This is a genomic window from Kitasatospora sp. NPDC028055, from assembly GCF_040637885.1.
GTDB lineage: Bacteria > Actinomycetota > Actinomycetes > Streptomycetales > Streptomycetaceae > Kitasatospora.
The window spans coordinates 72,302-89,021 of sequence record NZ_JBEZXE010000022.1; the positions used below are offsets into that span (position 1 = coordinate 72,302).

A 16,720-nucleotide genomic window follows, 5' to 3' on the forward strand; every position below is an offset into this window, starting at 1 on the left:
GGGGAGCTCCCGCTGCGAACCCGTGGGTGGCACCACCTCGCCCGGCCGGTTCACAGGTACAGCGGGTGCGGCCGTCCGGAGCCCGCGACGTTGTGGCGCTCCCCGTGGCCGGCGCGGGAGAAGGCCGAGACCAGACGGCCGTCGACGGCGCCCAGGGCCACGTCGTGGCGGGGAGCCGGCCCGTCCACGACACCGAGGAGGTGGGGGCTGGTCACGTACTCCTGGACGAGCCAGCCCTCGGTGCCCGCGAGGTCGACGGCGGCCTCCCAGGCCGGTGCGTCGGCGGCCTCCCGGCCGATCACCACGCCGTTGCCGCGGGTGTCCAGCGGGCGCTTGAGGACGTAGCGGTCGCGGTCGCGGAGGACGGCGCGCAGCGTCGCGGCGTCGCAGTGCGCGAGGTTGCGCGACCACGGGATCGCCGGGCGGACCCGGCGGTAGTCGGCGGCGTCGAAGAGGTGGGCGAAGTGCGGGTCGGAGAGCACGGCGAGGCACAGCTTGTTGTCGCCGATCAGGCGCCCGCGCAGCCCGTTCTGCACGAACAGCCGCCCCTCCCGTACGGCCTCCAGGTAGGGCGCCGCGTCGTCGCCCATCCGCAGCAGGTCCTGGATGCCGACCTTGGCGAACGCGTGCCGCACCGGTTCCCCGCGTACGGCGACGCCCTGGCGCCCGTCGAGCGAGAGTTCGCGCGGGTCCGCGTGCAGGACCCGGACGCCCAGGGCCGTCAGGGCGGTGTCGTAGTCACGGGTGTCGGCGCGGTAGCTGCCGTCCGGGCAGAGCAGGGCCACCGTCTCCGGACGGGTGCCGGTGTGCTGCTCCGCCAGGCGCAGCAGCCAACTCCCCGGCCAGAGCGGGTCGTCGGCCGGCAGCGGGCCCGGCACCTCGACGCCGTGCCGGGCCAGCAGCGGCCGCCAGGCCGAACGGCCCCGGCCGGCCCCGGGCAGGCCGCCGGGGCAGTTGGCGTTGGTCTCCAGCACCCGCAGCGTGCCGTCGGCCTGGGGCAGCAGGTCGATCCGCAGCAGGTGCACCCGGGTATCGCGGGCGGCGGCCACGTGGTCGTGCAGCACCTGGGGAAGCGTCAGCACCTCGCGCAGGTGGCGGTCGTGCTCCCAGGCGGCCACCACCGCCTCGATCACCCGGTGGTACGAGGCGACGAACGCGTCCAGCTCGTGGCGCAGCTGCGGGCGCACCCGCAGCGGCAGTCCCTGCGGCTGCGGCTGCGCCCGGACGATCTCGAAGACCTGCGACTCGGCCAGCTCGCGCCCCTCGGCCGTCCGCGCGATCTCGACGACCTTCCGGGTGAACTCCTCGTCCAGCCCGGGCCAGGTGTACCCGCCGGTCCTGGGCCCGTCCGGGGACGGCACGTGGGGGCGGGCCGGCATGACCGTGGTGGTGGTCGCGCCGGTCGGCCCGCCGACCGTGCCCTGTTCGCCGCCGGGGCTGCCGGGGCCGGGAATCGACTGCATGATCCGGTGTCCTTCCGCAGATGGGAGACGTGTGCCCGCGCCCCGCCACGGCCGGTGCACACACGTGATCCCGGAGTATCCAGCCCCCTGCGGACGACTCGGTGGAGCGCAGCGCGCGGTTCGTCAGATCGAGTGAGGGGCCGAACGCGCACGGGTCCGCCTGCACCGATCCGCCTGCAACGGTCCGTCCGCGGCGGTCCCTCTGCGTCGGCCCGCCCGCCGACGTGCACGGTCACTCGGGTCACTGGGCGCTCGCCGCAGGCCGGACGACGAGCTCGTTGACGTCGACCTGCCGGGGCTGGGACACGGCGTAGGCGATGGCCTCCGCCACCGCGGAGGCCGGGATGGCCACCGCGCGGTACGCCTTCATGGCCTCCCTCGCGGCGGGGTCGGAGATGCCTTCGGCGAGTTCGGACTCGGTCACACCGGGAGAGACGAGGGTGACCCGGACGTCTCCGGCCGACTCCTGGCGCAGCCCTTCGGAGATCGCGCGGACAGCGAACTTGGTGGCGCAGTAGACGGCGGCGGTGGGCGAGACCTCGTACGCGCCGACGGACGCGATGTTCACGACGTGCCCGCCGCCCTGGGCCCGCATCACGGGCAGCGCGGCGGCGATGCCGTGCAGGACTCCCCGCAGGTTCACGTCGATCATGCGGTCCCACTCGTCCGTCCTCAGCGCCGCCAGGGGCGAGAGCGGCATCACGCCGGCGTTGTTGACCAGGACGTCGACCCGGCCGTAGCGCTCACGGGCGGCGGACACGAAGGCCCGGACGTCGGCGGCGTCCGTGACGTCGAGACGCCGGAACGCCGCGGTGCCGCCCGCGGCGGTGAATACACCCGCCTGGAACAGGGGCGCGAACGCCACCCGTCGGCCCAGGTCCTCGACGCGCTCGGCCGGGCCCTGCGGCTCGACCCGGACGGGCACGCGCACCTGCACCAGCTGGCGGGGACGGTGCCGGGCAACCGGTTCGCCCACACCACCGACCTGGTCGGCCCCGCCCTGCGGCAGCTGCTGGACGGCTACCCGACCGCCCCGGCGTTCGTCATCAACCGGACGTTGGACGTCCTGGCCGCCAACGCCCTGGCCCAGGCCCTGCACTCACCCTTCGGGCGGATGGACAACCTCGCCCGGATGGCCTTCCTCGACCCGGCGGGCCGGCAGTTCCACGAACGGTGGGGCCACACGGCCCAAGCCGTCGTCGGCCACCTGCGGCAGGCCGCCGGGCTCGACCCGGACAGCCCCCGGCTGCGGGAGCTCGTCCGCACCCTCACCGACCGCAGCACCGAGTTCACCCGGCTGTGGAACGCCCACGCGGTGCGCGGCAAGACCCAGGAGGCCAAACACTTCCTCCACCCGGACGTCGGCCGGCTGACCCTCACCTACCAGGCCTTCGACGTGCGCGACGCCCCCCGGCCAGCAGCTGGTCGTGTACCAGGCGGAGCCCGGCAGTTCCAGCGCCCAGGCCCTCGGCCTGCTCGGGTCCCTGCGCGCCACCACGGACCGGGGCGCCGGGTAGGCCGGAAGCCGGCTCCATCGGCATCGGCGTCTCGTCCAGCTCATCCGGCGGCCGGACGGCACCCGGCTCCGCGACTCGAACGGTCGCCACCCGGCTGGGTCAACTGGCGAGCGCTCCAATGGATTTGGGCCTACGGTGCGGTGCCAGGGGGTTGTCGAGCGAAAGGCTGTTGACGGCATGGCTGGGAAGTTCGAGCTGTACACGGACGAGAGCGGGATGCACCGGTTCCGGCTCAAGGCGAGCAACGGGTCCGTCGTGGTGACCAGTGACCCGCAGGAGAGCAAGGACGACTGCTTGAAGAGCATCGAGTCGATCCGCAAGCTCGCGCCGTACGCGGAGCTCAAGGAGACGGCCGGGTCCGCCTGAGGCGGCGGCGGGGTCCGCGGCGGACCCCGGAGGGCCGGCCGAGGGACCACGGTAGGACGACCCGCGGGTCGGCGGTGCAAATCGCCGACCCGCGTTCGCTTGTACGACAGATCCCTTTGGCCGGGTGCACGCCGTGCGCGGACACAACACAGGCATGCGCGTCGCCATCGTCACCGAATCCTTCCCTCCCGAGGTCAACGGAGTCGCCCACAGCGTGCTGCGGACGGCCGAGCACCTGCTCCGCCGGGGCCACCGGCCCCTCGTCGTCACCCCCGCACCGGCTCGGGGCGCCCAGTGCCCGCCGCAGACCTTCGGCTCCGGCGCCGACGCGGAGCGGATCCCCGTCGTGCGGATCCCGTCGGTGCCGCTGCCCGGGTACCCGCAGGTGCGGATCGCCCTGCCGAGCCGGCAGCTGGCCGCCGCCCTGGCCGGGCACCGGCCCGACATCGTCCACCTGGCCAGCCCGTTCGTGCTGGGCGCGCGCGGCATGCAGGTCGCGGCCCGGCTCGGCGTACCCGCCGTCGCCGTCTACCAGACCGACCTCGCCGGGTACGCCCACGCCTACCGGGCCGGGCGCGGGCTCGGCGAGGCCGCCGCCTGGCGACGCATCCGGGCCGTGCACCGGGCCGCCGCCCGCACGCTGGCGCCGTCCACCCCCGCCGCCCAGGACCTCACCGCGCACGGGGTGCCCCGGGTCCAGCTGTGGCCGCGCGGCGTGGACTCGGCGCGCTTCCACCCCCGGCACCGGGACGAGGCGCTGCACCGGGCCCTCGCCCCCGGCGGGGAGGTGCTGGTCGGGTACGTCGGGCGGCTCGCGCCCGAGAAGCGGGTCGATCTGCTGGCCGCCGCGTCCGCCCTGCCCGGGGTGCGGGTGGTGGTGGTCGGGGACGGCCCCTCGGCGCCCGGCCTCAGGGCCGCCATGCCCGGCGCGGTGTTCCTCGGGCGCCGCACCGGCGAGGAACTCGCGCGATGTTTCGCCACCCTCGACGTGTTCGTCCACACCGGGCCGCTGGAGACCTTCTGCCAGACCATCCAGGAGGCGATGGCCAGCGGTGTCCCCGTGATCGGCCCGGCCGCCGGTGGCCCGCTCGACCTCGTGGCCCATCACCGGACCGGACTGCTGGTGCCGCCCCGCGACGGCGCGGCGGTCGCCCGGGCCGTCGCCGAACTGGCCGCCGACCCGGCCCGGCGGGCCGCGTACGGGCAGGCCGGGCGGGCCGAGGTGACCGCCCGGACCTGGGAGGCGGTCGGGGACCTGCTGCTGCGGCACTACGCCGAGGTGCTGGCGGAGCACCGGGGGGTGGGGGTGGCTCCTTCGCCTTCGCCTGCGGGAATCGGAGTCGGGGCCGGGGCCGGCGGCGGGGTCGGCGGCGGAGGCGGAGCCGGGGCCGAGGCCGAGGTCGGGCCCGGGTCACTGGGGACACCGGCCGGGACGGTGGTGCCGGTCCTGCCGGAGGAGCTGCCCGCATGACCCCGCCGCCCCGCGGCGGGCCGCTGACCATCGTGCGGCTCGCCAACTTCGTCACCCCGGTCTCCGGCGGCCTGCGCACCGCGCTGCGCCACCTGGGCGCCGGGTACCGGGCCGCCGGACACCGGCCCGTACTGATCGTGCCCGGCGAACGGCGCACCGAGGAGGACACCGAACAGGGCCTGGTGATCACCCTGCCGGGCCCGGTGCTCCCCGCCAGCGGCGGCTACCGGCTGCTCGCCGACCGACGGGCGGTCGCCGCCGAACTGACCCGGCTCGGCCCCGACCGACTGGAGGTCTCCGACCGCACCACCCTGCGCTGGACCGGCGCCTGGGCCCGTCGGCACGGGGTCCGCTCGGTGATGGTCTCGCACGAGAGCGCCACCGGGGTGCTGCGGACCTGGGGCCTGCCCGGCCCGCTCGCCGCGGCGGCCGCCGACCGGCTCAACGCGGCCACCGCCCGCGGCTACGACTCGGTGCTGTGCACCACCGACTGGGCGGCGGCGGAGTTCCGCCGGATCGGCGTGCCCAACCTGGTCCGGGCCCCGCTCGGGGTCGACCTGGCGGCGATGCGCCCGCTGCCCACGGCCGTACGGGTGGTGGAACGGGCCCGGTACGCGGCGCCCGAGGACGTCCTGCTGGTGCTCTGCTCCCGGCTCTCCGCCGAGAAGCGCCCCGAACGCGCCGTCGAGGCACTGGCCCGGCTGCGGGCGCGGGGGCTCCCCGCCGTCCTGGTGGTGGCCGGGACCGGACCGCTGCGGCCACGGCTCGCCGCCCGGGCCGCCCGACTGCGGCTGCCCGTACGCTTCCTCGGGCACCTGAACGGGCGGGCCGAGCTGGCCGCGCTGCTGGGCTGCGCGGACGTGGTGCTGGCCCCCGGACCGGTGGAGACCTTCGGGCTGGCCGCGCTGGAGGCACTGGCCTGCGGCACCCCGGTCGCGGTCAGCCGCTCCTCCGCCCTGCCCGGCCTGATCGGGCTCGCCGGGGCGGCCGCCGCCGACACCGGGGCCGGATTCGCCGCCGCCGTCACGGAGTTGCTCCGCCGCCCGGAGCAGGCCCGGCGGGCCGCCGCCCGGGCCCAGGCCGAACGGTACGGCTGGCCGGCCGCGGTGGCCGCCTTCCTGGCCGCGCACGGAGTCCGCAACTCCGAGGCCACGGAGAGGAGTTGGGATGAGCGTGCTCGACGCGGGGCCTGACCGGACCGCCGACGACCGGCCCACGGCAGGCGAACTGCTGCGCTTCGTCGCGCTCGGCGACTCGCTCACGGAGGGCGTCGGGGACCAGGTCGGCGAACAGTGGCGCGGCTGGGCCGCCGTCCTCGCCCGGTCACTGGCACCCGAGGGGCAGGACGTCGAGTTCACCAACCTGGCGTACAGCGGCGCACTGACCGCCGATCTGACGAGCCGTCAACTACCGGCAGCACTCGCCCTGCGGCCCCAACTGGCGGCCGTCCTGGTCGGCGGCAACGACACCCTACGGGCCGGCTTCGACATCCACCGCACCACCCGGGAACTCGACGCCACCCTCGGCGAACTCTCCGGCCACGGCGCCGTACTGCTCACCGCCTGCCTGCCCGACCCCGGCACCCTCCTCCGGCTCCCCGCCCCGCTCGCCCGACCGCTGGCCCGGCGGATGCGCGCCGTCAACACCGTCGTCCACGCCCTCACCGCCAGGCACCGGGCCGTCCACCTGCACATCGCCGAACTGCCCTGGTGCGAGCAACGCGGCCTGCTCAGCGTCGACCGCCTCCACCCCAGTGCCGAAGGACACCACCTGATCGCCCGCCGCTTCCACGAACTGCTCCACACCCGGGGCCACCCGCTCGGCCCACCACCCGGCGCCGACCCCGCCGAACCCCCGCCCGGCCTCGCCGCCGACCTGTGGTGGATGGCCACCCGCGGCACCCGCTGGCTCGCCGCCCGCAGCACCGACCTCCTCCCGGGACTGCTCGCCCTCGCGGCGGTCGAGGGCGCCGCCCGCCTCCGCGGATCGAGCGCCCGCCACGACGAGCAGATGGCCCGAGCGGCGGCCCAGGCCCTGGCCTCGCTGGGGTGATGGTCCAGCGGGCGGGGTGGCTGGTCGGCGTCGGGGGCGCGGGGGCGCTGATGCCGGGCGGGACACGGGGTTGGGTGGCTGCTCGCCGGTGCGGCCCCGACGGGGGGTGTGTCACTCCTGGGTGGTGATCGAGGTGGGGGGTGGGTGGGAACCATCGGGCGCGTGGGGATGTCGTCCCCCGGGAGACGAGCGGGTGAAGGGAGTCGGGGTGGAGGGTGTCGGGGTGGAGGCGTCGGGTGTGACGGGGCGGGAGGCGATGGCGGCGGCCGGGGTGCTGTTCCCGGACGGGCGGGGGCGGGTGCTGGTGGTGCGGCTGCCGTACGACCGGAAGCATCCGGTGGCGATCCCGGGTGGCGGGTGGGAGCCCGCGGACCGGTCGCCGCGGGAGACGGCCGTGCGGGAGATCGCCGAGGAACTGGGGTTCACACCCCGACTGGGACCGTTGGCGTGCGTCGACTGGGCGATGTCCCCGAGTCGGCCGCCCATCGTGGCGTACCTGTACTGGGCCGAGGCCTTGACACCGGAACAGGTGTCGGCGATCCGGCCGGACGCGGCGGAGGTCGGCGGTTGGGTCTGGCTGACGGCGGAGGAGGCCGGGCACGCCCTGCCGCCGCGGTTGTCCCGCCGGGTGGCGGCCTGCCTGCGGGCGCCGCGGGAGGCCGGGCCGCTGGAGCTGGAGGACAGCCGGCCGGTGGGGCACACCCTGGGGGTGCTGCCCGCCGAGGGGCCCGTACCGGAGTACACCGGGCTGGCCGCCGCGCCGGGGCTGGTACCGGGCGCGGGGCAGCCGTCGGAGTCGGCGGGGCCGCCGGAGTCACCTGAATCGCCGGAGCCGCCGGAACCGCCGATGGACCGGGACACCTACTACGCCACCCGGCCCCGGATCCGGGCGAAGGCGCGGGCACTGTTCACGGACGGCGACGGGCGGGTGCTGCTGGTGCGGCTGCGGCCGTGGGACGGGCCGCGCGGGATGGTGCCGTACTGGACGCTGCCGGGCGGCGGGGTGGAGGCGGACCGGGAGACGCCCCGCACGGCGGCGGAGCGGGAGATCCGCGAGGAACTGGGCTGGGAGGTCGAGCCCGGGCGGCTGCTGGCGTTGGACTGGCAGCCGGGGACGACGGCCGATCCCGGGGCCGATCCGGCGACCGGCCTGGACACCGCCGTGCTGGTGTACGTCTACGACGGCGGAGCGGTGACGGAGGAACTGCTCGGCACGATCGCACTCCAGGAGCAGGAGCTGGTGGAGTGGCGGCTGTGCGACCCGGCCGAGGCGCGGACGCTGCTCTCCGGACCGTCCTGGGACCGGGTGGCCGCCTCCCTCGCCGCCCGGGAGCGGGCGGGCGGGCCGGTCGAGCTGGTGCGCGGGCGGCCGGTCGGTCCCGTGGTTGGGAACGCGTCGGCGGGTGAAGACTGGGAGCATGCAGAACACGATCACTGAGGTGCTGGCCGGCCGGACGGTCGAGGCGGTCAGCGGGGGCGACCGGCTGGACCTGCGGCTCGACGGGCCGGTGACCGTACGGGTGGTGCACGAGTTCCGCTTCGCGGCGCCGTCCTTCACCAGGCCGGAGGAGGTCGGGCACTTCTTCCCCGAGCTCACCTTCCGGCCGACGCCCACCCTGCAGGCCTTGGTCGGCCGGACCGTCGGCACCGCCCGGATCACCCTGGCCGGCGGCCTGGAGCTGGGCTTCACGGAGGGCGGTGAACTGTCCGTCCCGCCGCACGCGGTGCTCGCGCCGTGGAGCGTGCTGACCGCCGAGGGGGCGGTCTGCGCGGGGCTGGCCGGCGGGGAGGTCCAGTGGGCTGAGCAGGATGAAGCGGGGCCCGGCGAAGTGTGAGCCGGACGGGGCGGGGCCCGGCGGGGTGTGAGCCGCCGCCGGGGCCGTGCCGGTGCCGTGCCGGTGCCCGGTCAGACCTCCAGGTCGGCCTCGATCCTGACCAGCTGGTGGCGGGCCATCGCCAGGTTGGCGCGGCTCCTGTCCAGCGCCAGGTAGAGGAACAGGCCCTTGCCGGTGCGACCGGTGAGCGGGCGGATCAGGTGGTACTGGCTACTCAGCGTGATGAGGATGTCCTCGATGCCGTCCTGGAGGCCGAGCATGTCCATGGTGCGCATCTTGGCGCGCACCACGTCGGTGTTCCCGGCCGCGGCGACGTTGAGGTCCAGGCCGCCGGGGCCGTCGAGGGTGGCGAGCGCCATGCCGCTGTTGTAGTCCACCAGGGCCGCGCCGATGGCGCCCTCGATGACGGTCATGGCCTGCTTGAGCGCGCCGGCTGCGTCGGTCATTCTGATCAACTCCTGTGGGTCGGTGAGTCGGTGGGTCGGTGGGTAGGTCGGTTGGCTGGTACAGGGGTGGGCGAGGGTCCGGTCCGGTCCGGGACCGGACGGTCCGGGACGGTCCGGGACAGCTCAGAGCGCGTCGCGCGGATCCTTCGGCACCAGGGCGTCGTTGAGCAGTTCGGCGATGTGCCGGGCGCTGCGGCGGGCCTCCAGGTGGAGCCGGCCGACGTTGACGTCCGGAAGTGCCAGCAGGGTCAGCACGCAGCTGCCGCCGGCCGCGTAGGTGGCGACGTAGCCGTGCTCACCGCGCACCACGGACTCGCGGAACTCCCCCTGCCCGGTGGTGTCGGCGAGCCGCTGGGCGAGCGAGAGCGAGGCCGCCGTCATCGCGGCCAGGCCCGAGGGTTCGGTCCCGTGGGTGTCGTGCGCGACCAACAGGCCGTCCACGCTGGCCACCAGCCCGCCCGCGAGGTGCGGGACGCGACGTTTGACGGCGCGGAGTTCGGCGAGCAGCTCGGTCTCCAAGGCGATCAGTTGTCTCCTTCCGACACGCTGCTTGAGTGCCCGCCTCATGGCCGGTACGGCGGGGTCGCGGGCGGGGAGTGACTCAAAGTCGGGCCTCCAGAAGGTCTCGGACCCGGGTCAGCAGCGCGATGTCCGGGTCGGGGACGGTCAGCGGGTGGGCCGCTGCCGTGGTGGGCGGTCGGTCGGAGCGCGTGGGGGCGGGGGCTACGGGGACGGCGGGGGCTACGGGGACCGCGAGGTCTCCGGCGGCTACGGGGCCGGGGCCCGGGAGGCCGCGGAGGGTGGCGCCGGGGACCCTGCGGTGCAGGCCGCCGCCAGGTCTGGCGGGCACGGCGGCCGACGGGCCCGGTTCGGCGGCCGGTCGGGCGGGTTCGGCGGCCGACGGGACGGGTTCGGCGATCGGAGCGGCGTGCCGAGGGGTGTCGAGCAGTCCGGCGGCGGCCAGGCGGCGGATGTCCGCCGTCACGCCGAAGCCGGAGCGGCCGAGCAGCCGGGCCAGGTCCGCCGGGGTTCTTCGGCCGTCGGCGTGGTCCAGCAGTTCGCGCCGCCGACGCCCGGGCGGGCGGTGGGAGGGGCGCCTGCTGTGCTCGACCGGCCGTACCGGCGCGGTGTCGAGCTGTGGCCAGGGCCAGATCCGGTCGAGGAGTTGGCGCCGGCGCTCGACCTCGCGGCCGAGCCGCGCCGGGTCGACCGGCGTCACCGTGCCCAGCCAGTGCCGGGCCTCGGACTCGAACCACCAGGTGCCGCCGGTCCGGTCGGCGAGGACGAAGTAGGCGGCGTCGAACAGCGTTCCCAGCTGGCCGAGTTCGAGTTCACCGCGGGTGAGCAGCTGCCGGTCGACCAGTACCTCGCCGACCCGCCCGTGCGGGCCGTGGCGGTGCAGGAGGTCGGCCCACGCCTCGGGGGTGAGCCGACCGCAGCCGGTGAGCAGGTCGGCCAGGCCGGGCGCGCGGGGGGACTCCGCGGCGGTCACCTTCCCGTCGACCAGCCACAGGATGCCGAGCGGGCCGCGCAGGGCCCCGGTGGCGCGGCGGGCGGCGAGCAGGGCGACGGCCTCGCCCGGGGACCTCGGCGCGGTGGGCTGGACGTGGTGGTCGGCGGGTTCCGCCAGGGGCGGCGCGGCGGTCACGCGGGCCACCGCCGGAGGGCTGGCCGGAGGGCTGGCCGGAGGGCTGGCCGGAATGCGACGCTCGGTGCTGGCCCCGTGTTCACCCCAGCACCAGGTCCTCGACGAGGGCCTGGAGGCGGAACCGGGCGACGGCGAGATTGCCCGACTCGCGGTCGAGCCAGAGGTGCAGGACGAGCCGGCTGTCGAAGGCGGTGTCGATGAAGCGGATCAGATGGTAGCTGCGGCCCGCGGTGACGATGATGTCCTCCAACGGCGAGCGCCGGTCCTCCGCCGCGGTGAAGGTCTGGCTCTCAACAGCCGCGCGCACCAGGTCGGTTGCCTCGGCGGCGGCGGTCTCGTGTTCGCCGACCGGGCTTTCGCCCAGGCTGCCGAGGGCGAGTCCGCTGCTCCAGTCGACCAGGCTCGCCGAGCGGGCTCCGGCGATCGCCATCGCTCCGGAGAGACATTCGTCGATACCCGGCACACCGGCTCCTTCGAGGGGGGGTCTGGGTGGCCGGGCGCAGCGCAGATCCGGCCGGATCGCCACCAGCAGTGGCAGGTTCGACACGGAAGGCTACTGCCGGATTCCATCTGACGAACATTCCAATGGCATATTCACACCAGCTACAGCGACTTCCGGCCAAGGTGCGACGATGCGCCGCCCCTACCGGAGCGGCAAAACTGCTGGCCGGTCAGCCGCCACCGACCGTCACTCGTCGGCCACCTGGCACGGGACCTTGACCGATACCGGATCGGGGCCCGGAGTTTCGAAAGCGAAAGTGCGATAAGAGGCCTCGGCGCACGCCGGCGCCGAGGGCGGGGTACGGCCGGGCGGGGTGCGGGCGAGCGGGGCGCAGCCGTACATGACGAAGGGGCCCGTTCCTTGACGGAACGGGCCCCTTCGGATGGAGCGCCAGGCCCGGGTCGCACGGACTCTTCCTACTGAAAGTAGGACGTGCTCTGGTAGCACCGCTGACGCATGTTCGAGGGTTCCTGGGATCCTCCGCTTCGGAAGATCATTTCCCCTCGACGAGAAGAACAGTAGCAGGTCAGCAGGGCTGGTCAGAAATCCGCCCGGACGCCCGGACAACGGTGGGGCGGGCGCCGGGCCGCAGCGGGTCAGAGCTGACCGACGGCCTCGGCGAGCAGTCGGTACGAGTCGAGCAGGGCGGTCCGGTCGTAGGTACTGGTGGCGATCAGGACCTCGTCCGCACCGGTGCGCGCCACCAGGGCGGACAGCTCGGCGGCCGCCTGCTCCGGGGTGCCCGCGATGTGGCCCTTGAGCGACTGCTCGAAGGCCGCCCGTTCACGCGGGCTCATCGTGCGCGCCCGGATCTCGGCGGCCGGGGCCAGCGGCGGGAACTCCCCGTGGGTGCGGGAGTAGGCGCCGGCCCAGGCCTCCGGGAGGAGGAGGTCACGGGCCTGCTCCTCGGTCTCGGCCACCGCGACCGTGCCCGAGACCACCACATACGGTTCGGCGGACTGCGCGGAGGGGCGGAAGCGGCTGCGGTAGCCGTCGAGGGCGGCGAGCATCCGCTCCTCCCCGCGCGCGGCGGCGATCACCAGCGGCAGCCCGGCCTCGGCGGCCAGCTCGGCACCCGCGCCGGTGGCCAGTACGAAGGCCGGCACGTGCAGGCCCTCGGCCGGGCGGGCGTGAACGCCGCGGTGCACCTGCTGGGTGCCGTCGAAGTACCCGAGCAGCTCGGTCAGCTGGCCGCCGAAGTCGTCGGCCGCGTCCTTCTCCCGCCCGAGCGCCCGCCGGACGCCGTCGGTGAAGCCCACCGAGCGGCCGAGCCCCATGTCGATCCGGCCCGGGAACAGCGCCGCCAGCACCCCGAACTGCTCGGCCACCACCATGGGCTGGTGATTGGGCAGCATCACCCCGCCGGTCCCGACCCGGATCCGGCGGGTGGCCGCCGCGACCGCCGCCGCGAGGACCGTGGGCGCCGACCCGGCCACCCCGGGCACGCCGTGGTGCTCGGAGACCCAGAAGCGGTGGTAGCCCAGCCGCTCGATCTCACGGGCGAAGGCCACGGTGTCGCGCAGCGCCTGCGCCGGCTCCTCGCCCTGCCTGGTCCGGGAGCGGTCGAGGACGGAGAGCCTGGTCGCGGGCGTAGCGCTGGTCACGTGGGTGGACAACGCCCACCCGCCGTACGGGCATTCCCCGGGCCGGTGTGCCCGGGCACGCCGTCACCGGCCCTCGGACCCCGGGCCGGGCCCGGCCGCGCCCGAGGCGCCGGGTATTCGGCCCGGACGCGCGCCCGCGGCCTTGCGGCGGCCCCAGGGCTTGTACACCGAGAGGATCACGTTGAACAGGTAGAGCGCCAGGGCCACCGCCGGGACGATCACCGCGTTTTGACTCCCGATCTCCCCGGCATGAATGCCGGGGATTGCCTGCCACGCTCCGCGCGGCATCGCTGCGCGGGGTGTGGCGGTCGGTTCCTGGTTCCTCCCGCCCGTTCGGGGTGGGGTTGTGCCCATGCCGCCGATGACCGACCGGTGGTCTTCCAGGGCTCCGCAGGCGTTTACCTCACTCGGTTACCCGGTGAGGGCCGGTACGTCCCCCGGTATGTGGTGCTGGGTCAGGGACGCCCGGATGCGGCGGCCTTCGGTCCTGATGTTGATGCCCGCGTTGGTGTCGCGGTCGTGGTGGACCTGACAGTTGCTGCAGGTCCATTCGCGGATCCTGAGACCGGGCAGCCCCTTGGGTCCGGTCCTGTGTCCGCAGGCGCAGCAGCGCTGGGTGGAGGGGAAGTCCCGGTCCACCTTGATCAGCAGCCGTCCGGCCTTGGCGGCCTTGTACTCCAGCATGCTGACGAACTGCGCCCAGCCGCTGTCGTGGACGGACTTGGCCTTGTTCGTCCTGGCCATGGCGTGGATGCCGAGCGTTTCGACGTACACGGCTTGGTTCTCGCCGATCAGTCGAGTGCTCAGCTTGTGCTGCCAGTCCCGGCGGGCGTCCGCAACGCGGGCGTGCTGCCGGGCGACCTTGATGCGGGCCTTGTCGCGGTTGCTGCTGCCCTTGACCTTGCGGGACAGCTGACGCTGCGCCTTCTTGAGTTTCTTCTCGGCGCGGCGCAGCCACTTCGGGTGGTCGATCTTCCGGCCGTCGTCCAGGACGGCGAAGTGCTTGAGTCCGAGATCGATCCCGCAGTCCGTGTCGGCCTCGGGAAGGAGGTCGGCGGCGGGATCGGTGACCACGACGAAGCTGGCCCAGTACCGTCCGGCGAGGTCCTTGATGACGGTGACCGACGACGGATCCGACGGGAGCCGACGCGACCAGACCACCTTCACGTCGCCGATCGCAGGGAGCCGCAGCCGACCGTCGTCGGTGATCTTGAAGCGGGCGTTCGCGGTGAACCGGATCGCATCGCGCCGGTCCTTCTTCGACTTGAACGACGGCTGCTCGATCTTCGGCCCCTTGCGGGTGCCCTTGCGGGACGCGAAGTGGTTGGACCAGGCGGTACCAAGGTCCCGCACGGCCTGCTGGAGCACCACCGCGGACACCTGACCGAGCCAGACGCGCCCCGGTGTCCTCTTCGCCTCGGTCACGACCATCCTGGACAGCGCCGCGACGCTCGGGATCCTCTCCCCGCGTTCGTCCGCGTCCAGACACAGCCTGAGCCCGTCGTTGTACACGGTCCGGGCACACCCGAACGCGCGGGCCAGCGCGATGCGCTGACCCGTCGTCGGGTCAATCCGGAACCGGTACCTGAGCTGCACGATGGATCAACCTATCGGGTGGCACTGACAACAGTGCGGGAAGGAGCGAACGCCCAGGTCAGATCAGGGTTCAGAATCGCTTCACCACCGGGCTGAAGCCCGGCGCACTGCGATTCGATCCGGTAGCGGACGACCCGAGCTCCGCCACCGGGACGGGGCCGGTCGGGTGGGCGTCCGCCACCCGGACCGCGTCGTGCAGCCGGGCGGTGAGGGCGAAGACCGAGGCCACCATCGCACCGAGCGTCAGCCAGAACTTGGTACTCACCCAGTAGTACCGGAACAGGCCCCAGGACGTGCCGAGCCCCAGCGCCACCCCGCTCAGGAAGGTGAGCAGGCTCAGCGGCAGGACGAGCGCGTCGCCGAGCAGGCCCATCGCCCGGTAGGCCGTTCTCAGCCGGTCGGCGTCGTCGGTGGTGAGGGCCGTCACCGCCAGGGTGAGCAGGCAGAGCATCAGGGCCAGCCAGCTCACCGAGACGACGACGTGCAGCACCACCAGGCGCTTGCGCGCTCCCGGCGACAGCCGGCGGCCGGCGGACCGCCGCCCAGCGCCGGGGGCCGCGACGGCTTCGGTGGACGGGGGCACGGGTACCTCCTTCGAGTCTGGGTCACGATGACGCGCCCAGACTCCCCCGCCCGCCCCTCATCGGGCATCTGACGGCGGAAGTAACCTCGGCTACTCCCTGGCGAGTACGTGCCCCGGCGTCGCCGCGGCCGACCGCCTCCCCGGGGAGTACCCACGCCGACCCCGACGACCCGTCGGCCGGCAGCCCCTCGGCCCGGCAGCCCGTCAGCCCGTCAGTCCGTCACCGCGAACCCCCGCGCCGCACCGAGCCGGTGCAGCGAGTCCCGCCCAGGGATCCCGTCCGCTGCGCCCGCCGAGTACCCGCAGCGACGCTGCCAGCCCGCGTACGCCGTCACCGTGAGGCTGCCGTACGACCCGTCCACCCAGCGCTGTTCGAGCAACCCCTCGTCCGCCAGCGCCTGTTCGACGATCGCCACCTCCGCCCCGTACGTCCGGTGCCCCTGCTCCGCCCCCGGGTCGCTGCGCGCCGCCGCGACGACGTGGGCGAGCGAGACGGTCCGCGGGCCGGGCAGGTAGCCGAGCAGCCGGCGCAGCGAGGCCTCGCCCGGGACGCCGTCCGCCGCCTGCCCGGAGTACCCCAGGCTCGCCTGGTAGTCGGCGTAGTTCTCGGTGTCGGCGTCCGTCCAGTTCGGTCCGGGCCCGGAGTGGTAGTGGGTGCCGAAGCCGGCCGCGACCAGCGCCCGTCCGACGGTGGTCACCTGGTAGCCCTGGGCGCCGTAGCCGTACGCCAGGCCGTTGACGGTGACCTGGTACCGGGCGGGGGTCGGGTCGGCGGGCGGGACGGGGTGCTGCTGGGAGGGCGGGCCGGTGGGCGAGCCGGGGCCGGCGGTGAAGGCGGGCCAGGAGCCGGGGTCGACGTGGTCGTTGTACGGCACGTGGGCGTGCGCGTACCAGCCGCCCGCGGTCTCCCAGACCCGCTCGTCGCGGTGCTCGGTGAAGTCGGTCGGCCGCCCCATCGGCCAGACGTCGGGCACGCCCCAGGAGGAGATCCAGGCGTGGATCCGGTCCCAGCCCGCGCACGGGGTGTCGACCAGCCGGGGGTAGACGGTGCCCTGGTAGCGGCAGTAGGGGAAGAACACCGCCTCGATCTGGATCACGACCAGCCCGGCCCGGTTGGTGCGGGTGGGGCTCCGGTCGGGGCTGAGCAGGCTCTTGGAGCGGGAGTCGGCGGGGAAGAGCTGGGCCGTGCGGCCGCTGAACGGGTCCCAGACCAGGTGCGGGGCGTTGCCGGCACCGGCGCCGGTGAAGTACCCGACGAGGTCCTCGTAGGAGCACCAGTCCTGCGGCGCCGCGGCGGTGGCGTTGCGGTCCCAGGTGATGTGCGCGATGGCCTTCGGGGGGTACTGGTGGTCGGTCGGCGCGTGGTCGCCGAGGTCGTGGATCTCGGCACCGGGCAGCCACTGTTCGGGCATGCTGGCTCCTCCGAACGGCGTAATGACGTCATTGCCGGTATCGGCAGGTACCGGTCACGAATTGACCCTAGCGGCGGAATCGACGGGCTTGAACCGCCCGATGCCGCACGGCCGTTCGGATCAACGAGGGGAATTCGTCCGCACGTGCGGACCCGGCGGCGACAGGGCGCGCCGCCGGGTCCGTACTCCGCCCTGTCCGGAAGCGGGTCCGGGCTCGGTCCACAC

17 protein-coding genes and 1 pseudogene are annotated in these 16,720 nt (G+C 74.5%); 7 read left to right on the forward strand and 11 right to left on the reverse strand.

Annotated features, from left to right (window positions below):
- Positions 1-50: 50 nt before the first annotated feature.
- Together AB0F71_RS22145 and AB0F71_RS22150 are read right to left on the reverse strand one after the other, a co-directional pair.
- Positions 51-1,463, reverse strand: coding sequence for a hypothetical protein (locus tag AB0F71_RS22145; protein WP_360237123.1), 1,413 nt, complete (start codon positions 1,461-1,463; stop codon positions 51-53).
- A 241-nt stretch (positions 1,464-1,704) separates the two neighbouring features.
- On the reverse strand, positions 1,705-2,340 hold the full coding sequence (locus tag AB0F71_RS22150; RefSeq protein WP_360237217.1) for an SDR family oxidoreductase: 636 nt from the start codon (positions 2,338-2,340) through the stop codon (positions 1,705-1,707).
- Here AB0F71_RS22150 and AB0F71_RS22155 point away from each other — a divergent pair.
- From AB0F71_RS22155 to AB0F71_RS22185, 7 genes and pseudogenes are all read left to right on the forward strand, one after another.
- Positions 2,296-2,980 (forward strand): annotated as a pseudogene (locus AB0F71_RS22155) (helix-turn-helix transcriptional regulator); the annotation flags it as partial. The gene AB0F71_RS22150 and the pseudogene AB0F71_RS22155 sit on opposite strands and share 45 nt — an antisense overlap.
- 177 nt (positions 2,981-3,157) lie before the next feature.
- Positions 3,158-3,346, forward strand: coding sequence for a DUF1508 domain-containing protein (locus AB0F71_RS22160; RefSeq protein WP_360237125.1), 189 nt, complete (start codon positions 3,158-3,160; stop codon positions 3,344-3,346).
- A gap of 154 nt (positions 3,347-3,500) precedes the next feature.
- Complete coding sequence (locus tag AB0F71_RS22165; protein ID WP_360237127.1) at positions 3,501-4,817, forward strand: glycosyltransferase family 1 protein; 1,317 nt, start codon at positions 3,501-3,503, stop codon at positions 4,815-4,817.
- Entirely contained in the window at positions 4,814-6,010 is a 1,197-nt protein-coding gene (locus AB0F71_RS22170; RefSeq protein ID WP_360237129.1) for a glycosyltransferase, read from the forward strand. Before AB0F71_RS22165 ends, AB0F71_RS22170 begins: the two co-directional genes overlap by 4 nt.
- On the forward strand, positions 5,985-6,869 hold the full coding sequence (locus AB0F71_RS22175) for an SGNH/GDSL hydrolase family protein (RefSeq protein ID WP_360237131.1): 885 nt from the start codon (positions 5,985-5,987) through the stop codon (positions 6,867-6,869). The genes AB0F71_RS22170 and AB0F71_RS22175 overlap by 26 nt, the downstream gene beginning before the upstream one ends.
- 208 nt (positions 6,870-7,077) lie before the next feature.
- On the forward strand, positions 7,078-8,307 hold the full coding sequence (locus tag AB0F71_RS22180; protein WP_360237133.1) for an NUDIX hydrolase: 1,230 nt from the start codon (positions 7,078-7,080) through the stop codon (positions 8,305-8,307).
- Positions 8,288-8,704 carry a DUF6188 family protein gene (locus tag AB0F71_RS22185; RefSeq protein WP_360237135.1) on the forward strand — a complete coding sequence of 139 codons (417 nt, stop codon included), beginning with the start codon at positions 8,288-8,290 and terminating at the stop codon, positions 8,702-8,704. Before AB0F71_RS22180 ends, AB0F71_RS22185 begins: the two co-directional genes overlap by 20 nt.
- 71 nt (positions 8,705-8,775) lie before the next feature.
- Here AB0F71_RS22185 and AB0F71_RS22190 read toward each other — a convergent pair whose 3' ends face one another.
- The 9 genes from AB0F71_RS22190 to AB0F71_RS22230 form a co-directional block, all read right to left on the reverse strand.
- On the reverse strand, positions 8,776-9,150 hold the full coding sequence (locus tag AB0F71_RS22190; protein ID WP_360237137.1) for a hypothetical protein: 375 nt from the start codon (positions 9,148-9,150) through the stop codon (positions 8,776-8,778).
- Between the two features lie 123 nt (positions 9,151-9,273).
- Complete coding sequence (locus AB0F71_RS22195; protein ID WP_360237138.1) at positions 9,274-9,669, reverse strand: roadblock/LC7 domain-containing protein; 396 nt, start codon at positions 9,667-9,669, stop codon at positions 9,274-9,276.
- Between the two features lie 82 nt (positions 9,670-9,751).
- Positions 9,752-10,798, reverse strand: coding sequence for a transcriptional regulator (locus AB0F71_RS22200; protein ID WP_360237139.1), 1,047 nt, complete (start codon positions 10,796-10,798; stop codon positions 9,752-9,754).
- Positions 10,799-10,877: 79 nt separating this feature from the next.
- Positions 10,878-11,261 carry a hypothetical protein gene (locus AB0F71_RS22205; protein WP_360237141.1) on the reverse strand — a complete coding sequence of 128 codons (384 nt, stop codon included), beginning with the start codon at positions 11,259-11,261 and terminating at the stop codon, positions 10,878-10,880.
- Positions 11,262-11,896: 635 nt separating this feature from the next.
- Positions 11,897-12,904, reverse strand: coding sequence for an MsnO8 family LLM class oxidoreductase (locus tag AB0F71_RS22210; RefSeq protein WP_360237143.1), 1,008 nt, complete (start codon positions 12,902-12,904; stop codon positions 11,897-11,899).
- A 63-nt stretch (positions 12,905-12,967) separates the two neighbouring features.
- Positions 12,968-13,126, reverse strand: a complete 159-nt coding sequence (locus tag AB0F71_RS22215; protein WP_360237145.1) for a hypothetical protein — start codon at positions 13,124-13,126, stop codon at positions 12,968-12,970.
- Between the two features lie 189 nt (positions 13,127-13,315).
- Positions 13,316-14,500: an RNA-guided endonuclease TnpB family protein gene (locus tag AB0F71_RS22220; RefSeq protein WP_360237147.1), complete on the reverse strand. Its 1,185-nt coding sequence runs from the start codon at positions 14,498-14,500 to the stop codon at positions 13,316-13,318.
- 70 nt (positions 14,501-14,570) lie between these two features.
- Positions 14,571-15,083, reverse strand: coding sequence for a DUF2269 domain-containing protein (locus AB0F71_RS22225; protein ID WP_360237149.1), 513 nt, complete (start codon positions 15,081-15,083; stop codon positions 14,571-14,573).
- Positions 15,084-15,295: 212 nt separating this feature from the next.
- The gene (locus AB0F71_RS22230) at positions 15,296-16,495 is read right to left on the reverse strand and encodes a peptidoglycan-binding protein (RefSeq protein WP_360237151.1); all 1,200 of its coding nucleotides are present in this window, start codon (positions 16,493-16,495) and stop codon (positions 15,296-15,298) included.
- Positions 16,496-16,720 lie beyond the last annotated feature (225 nt).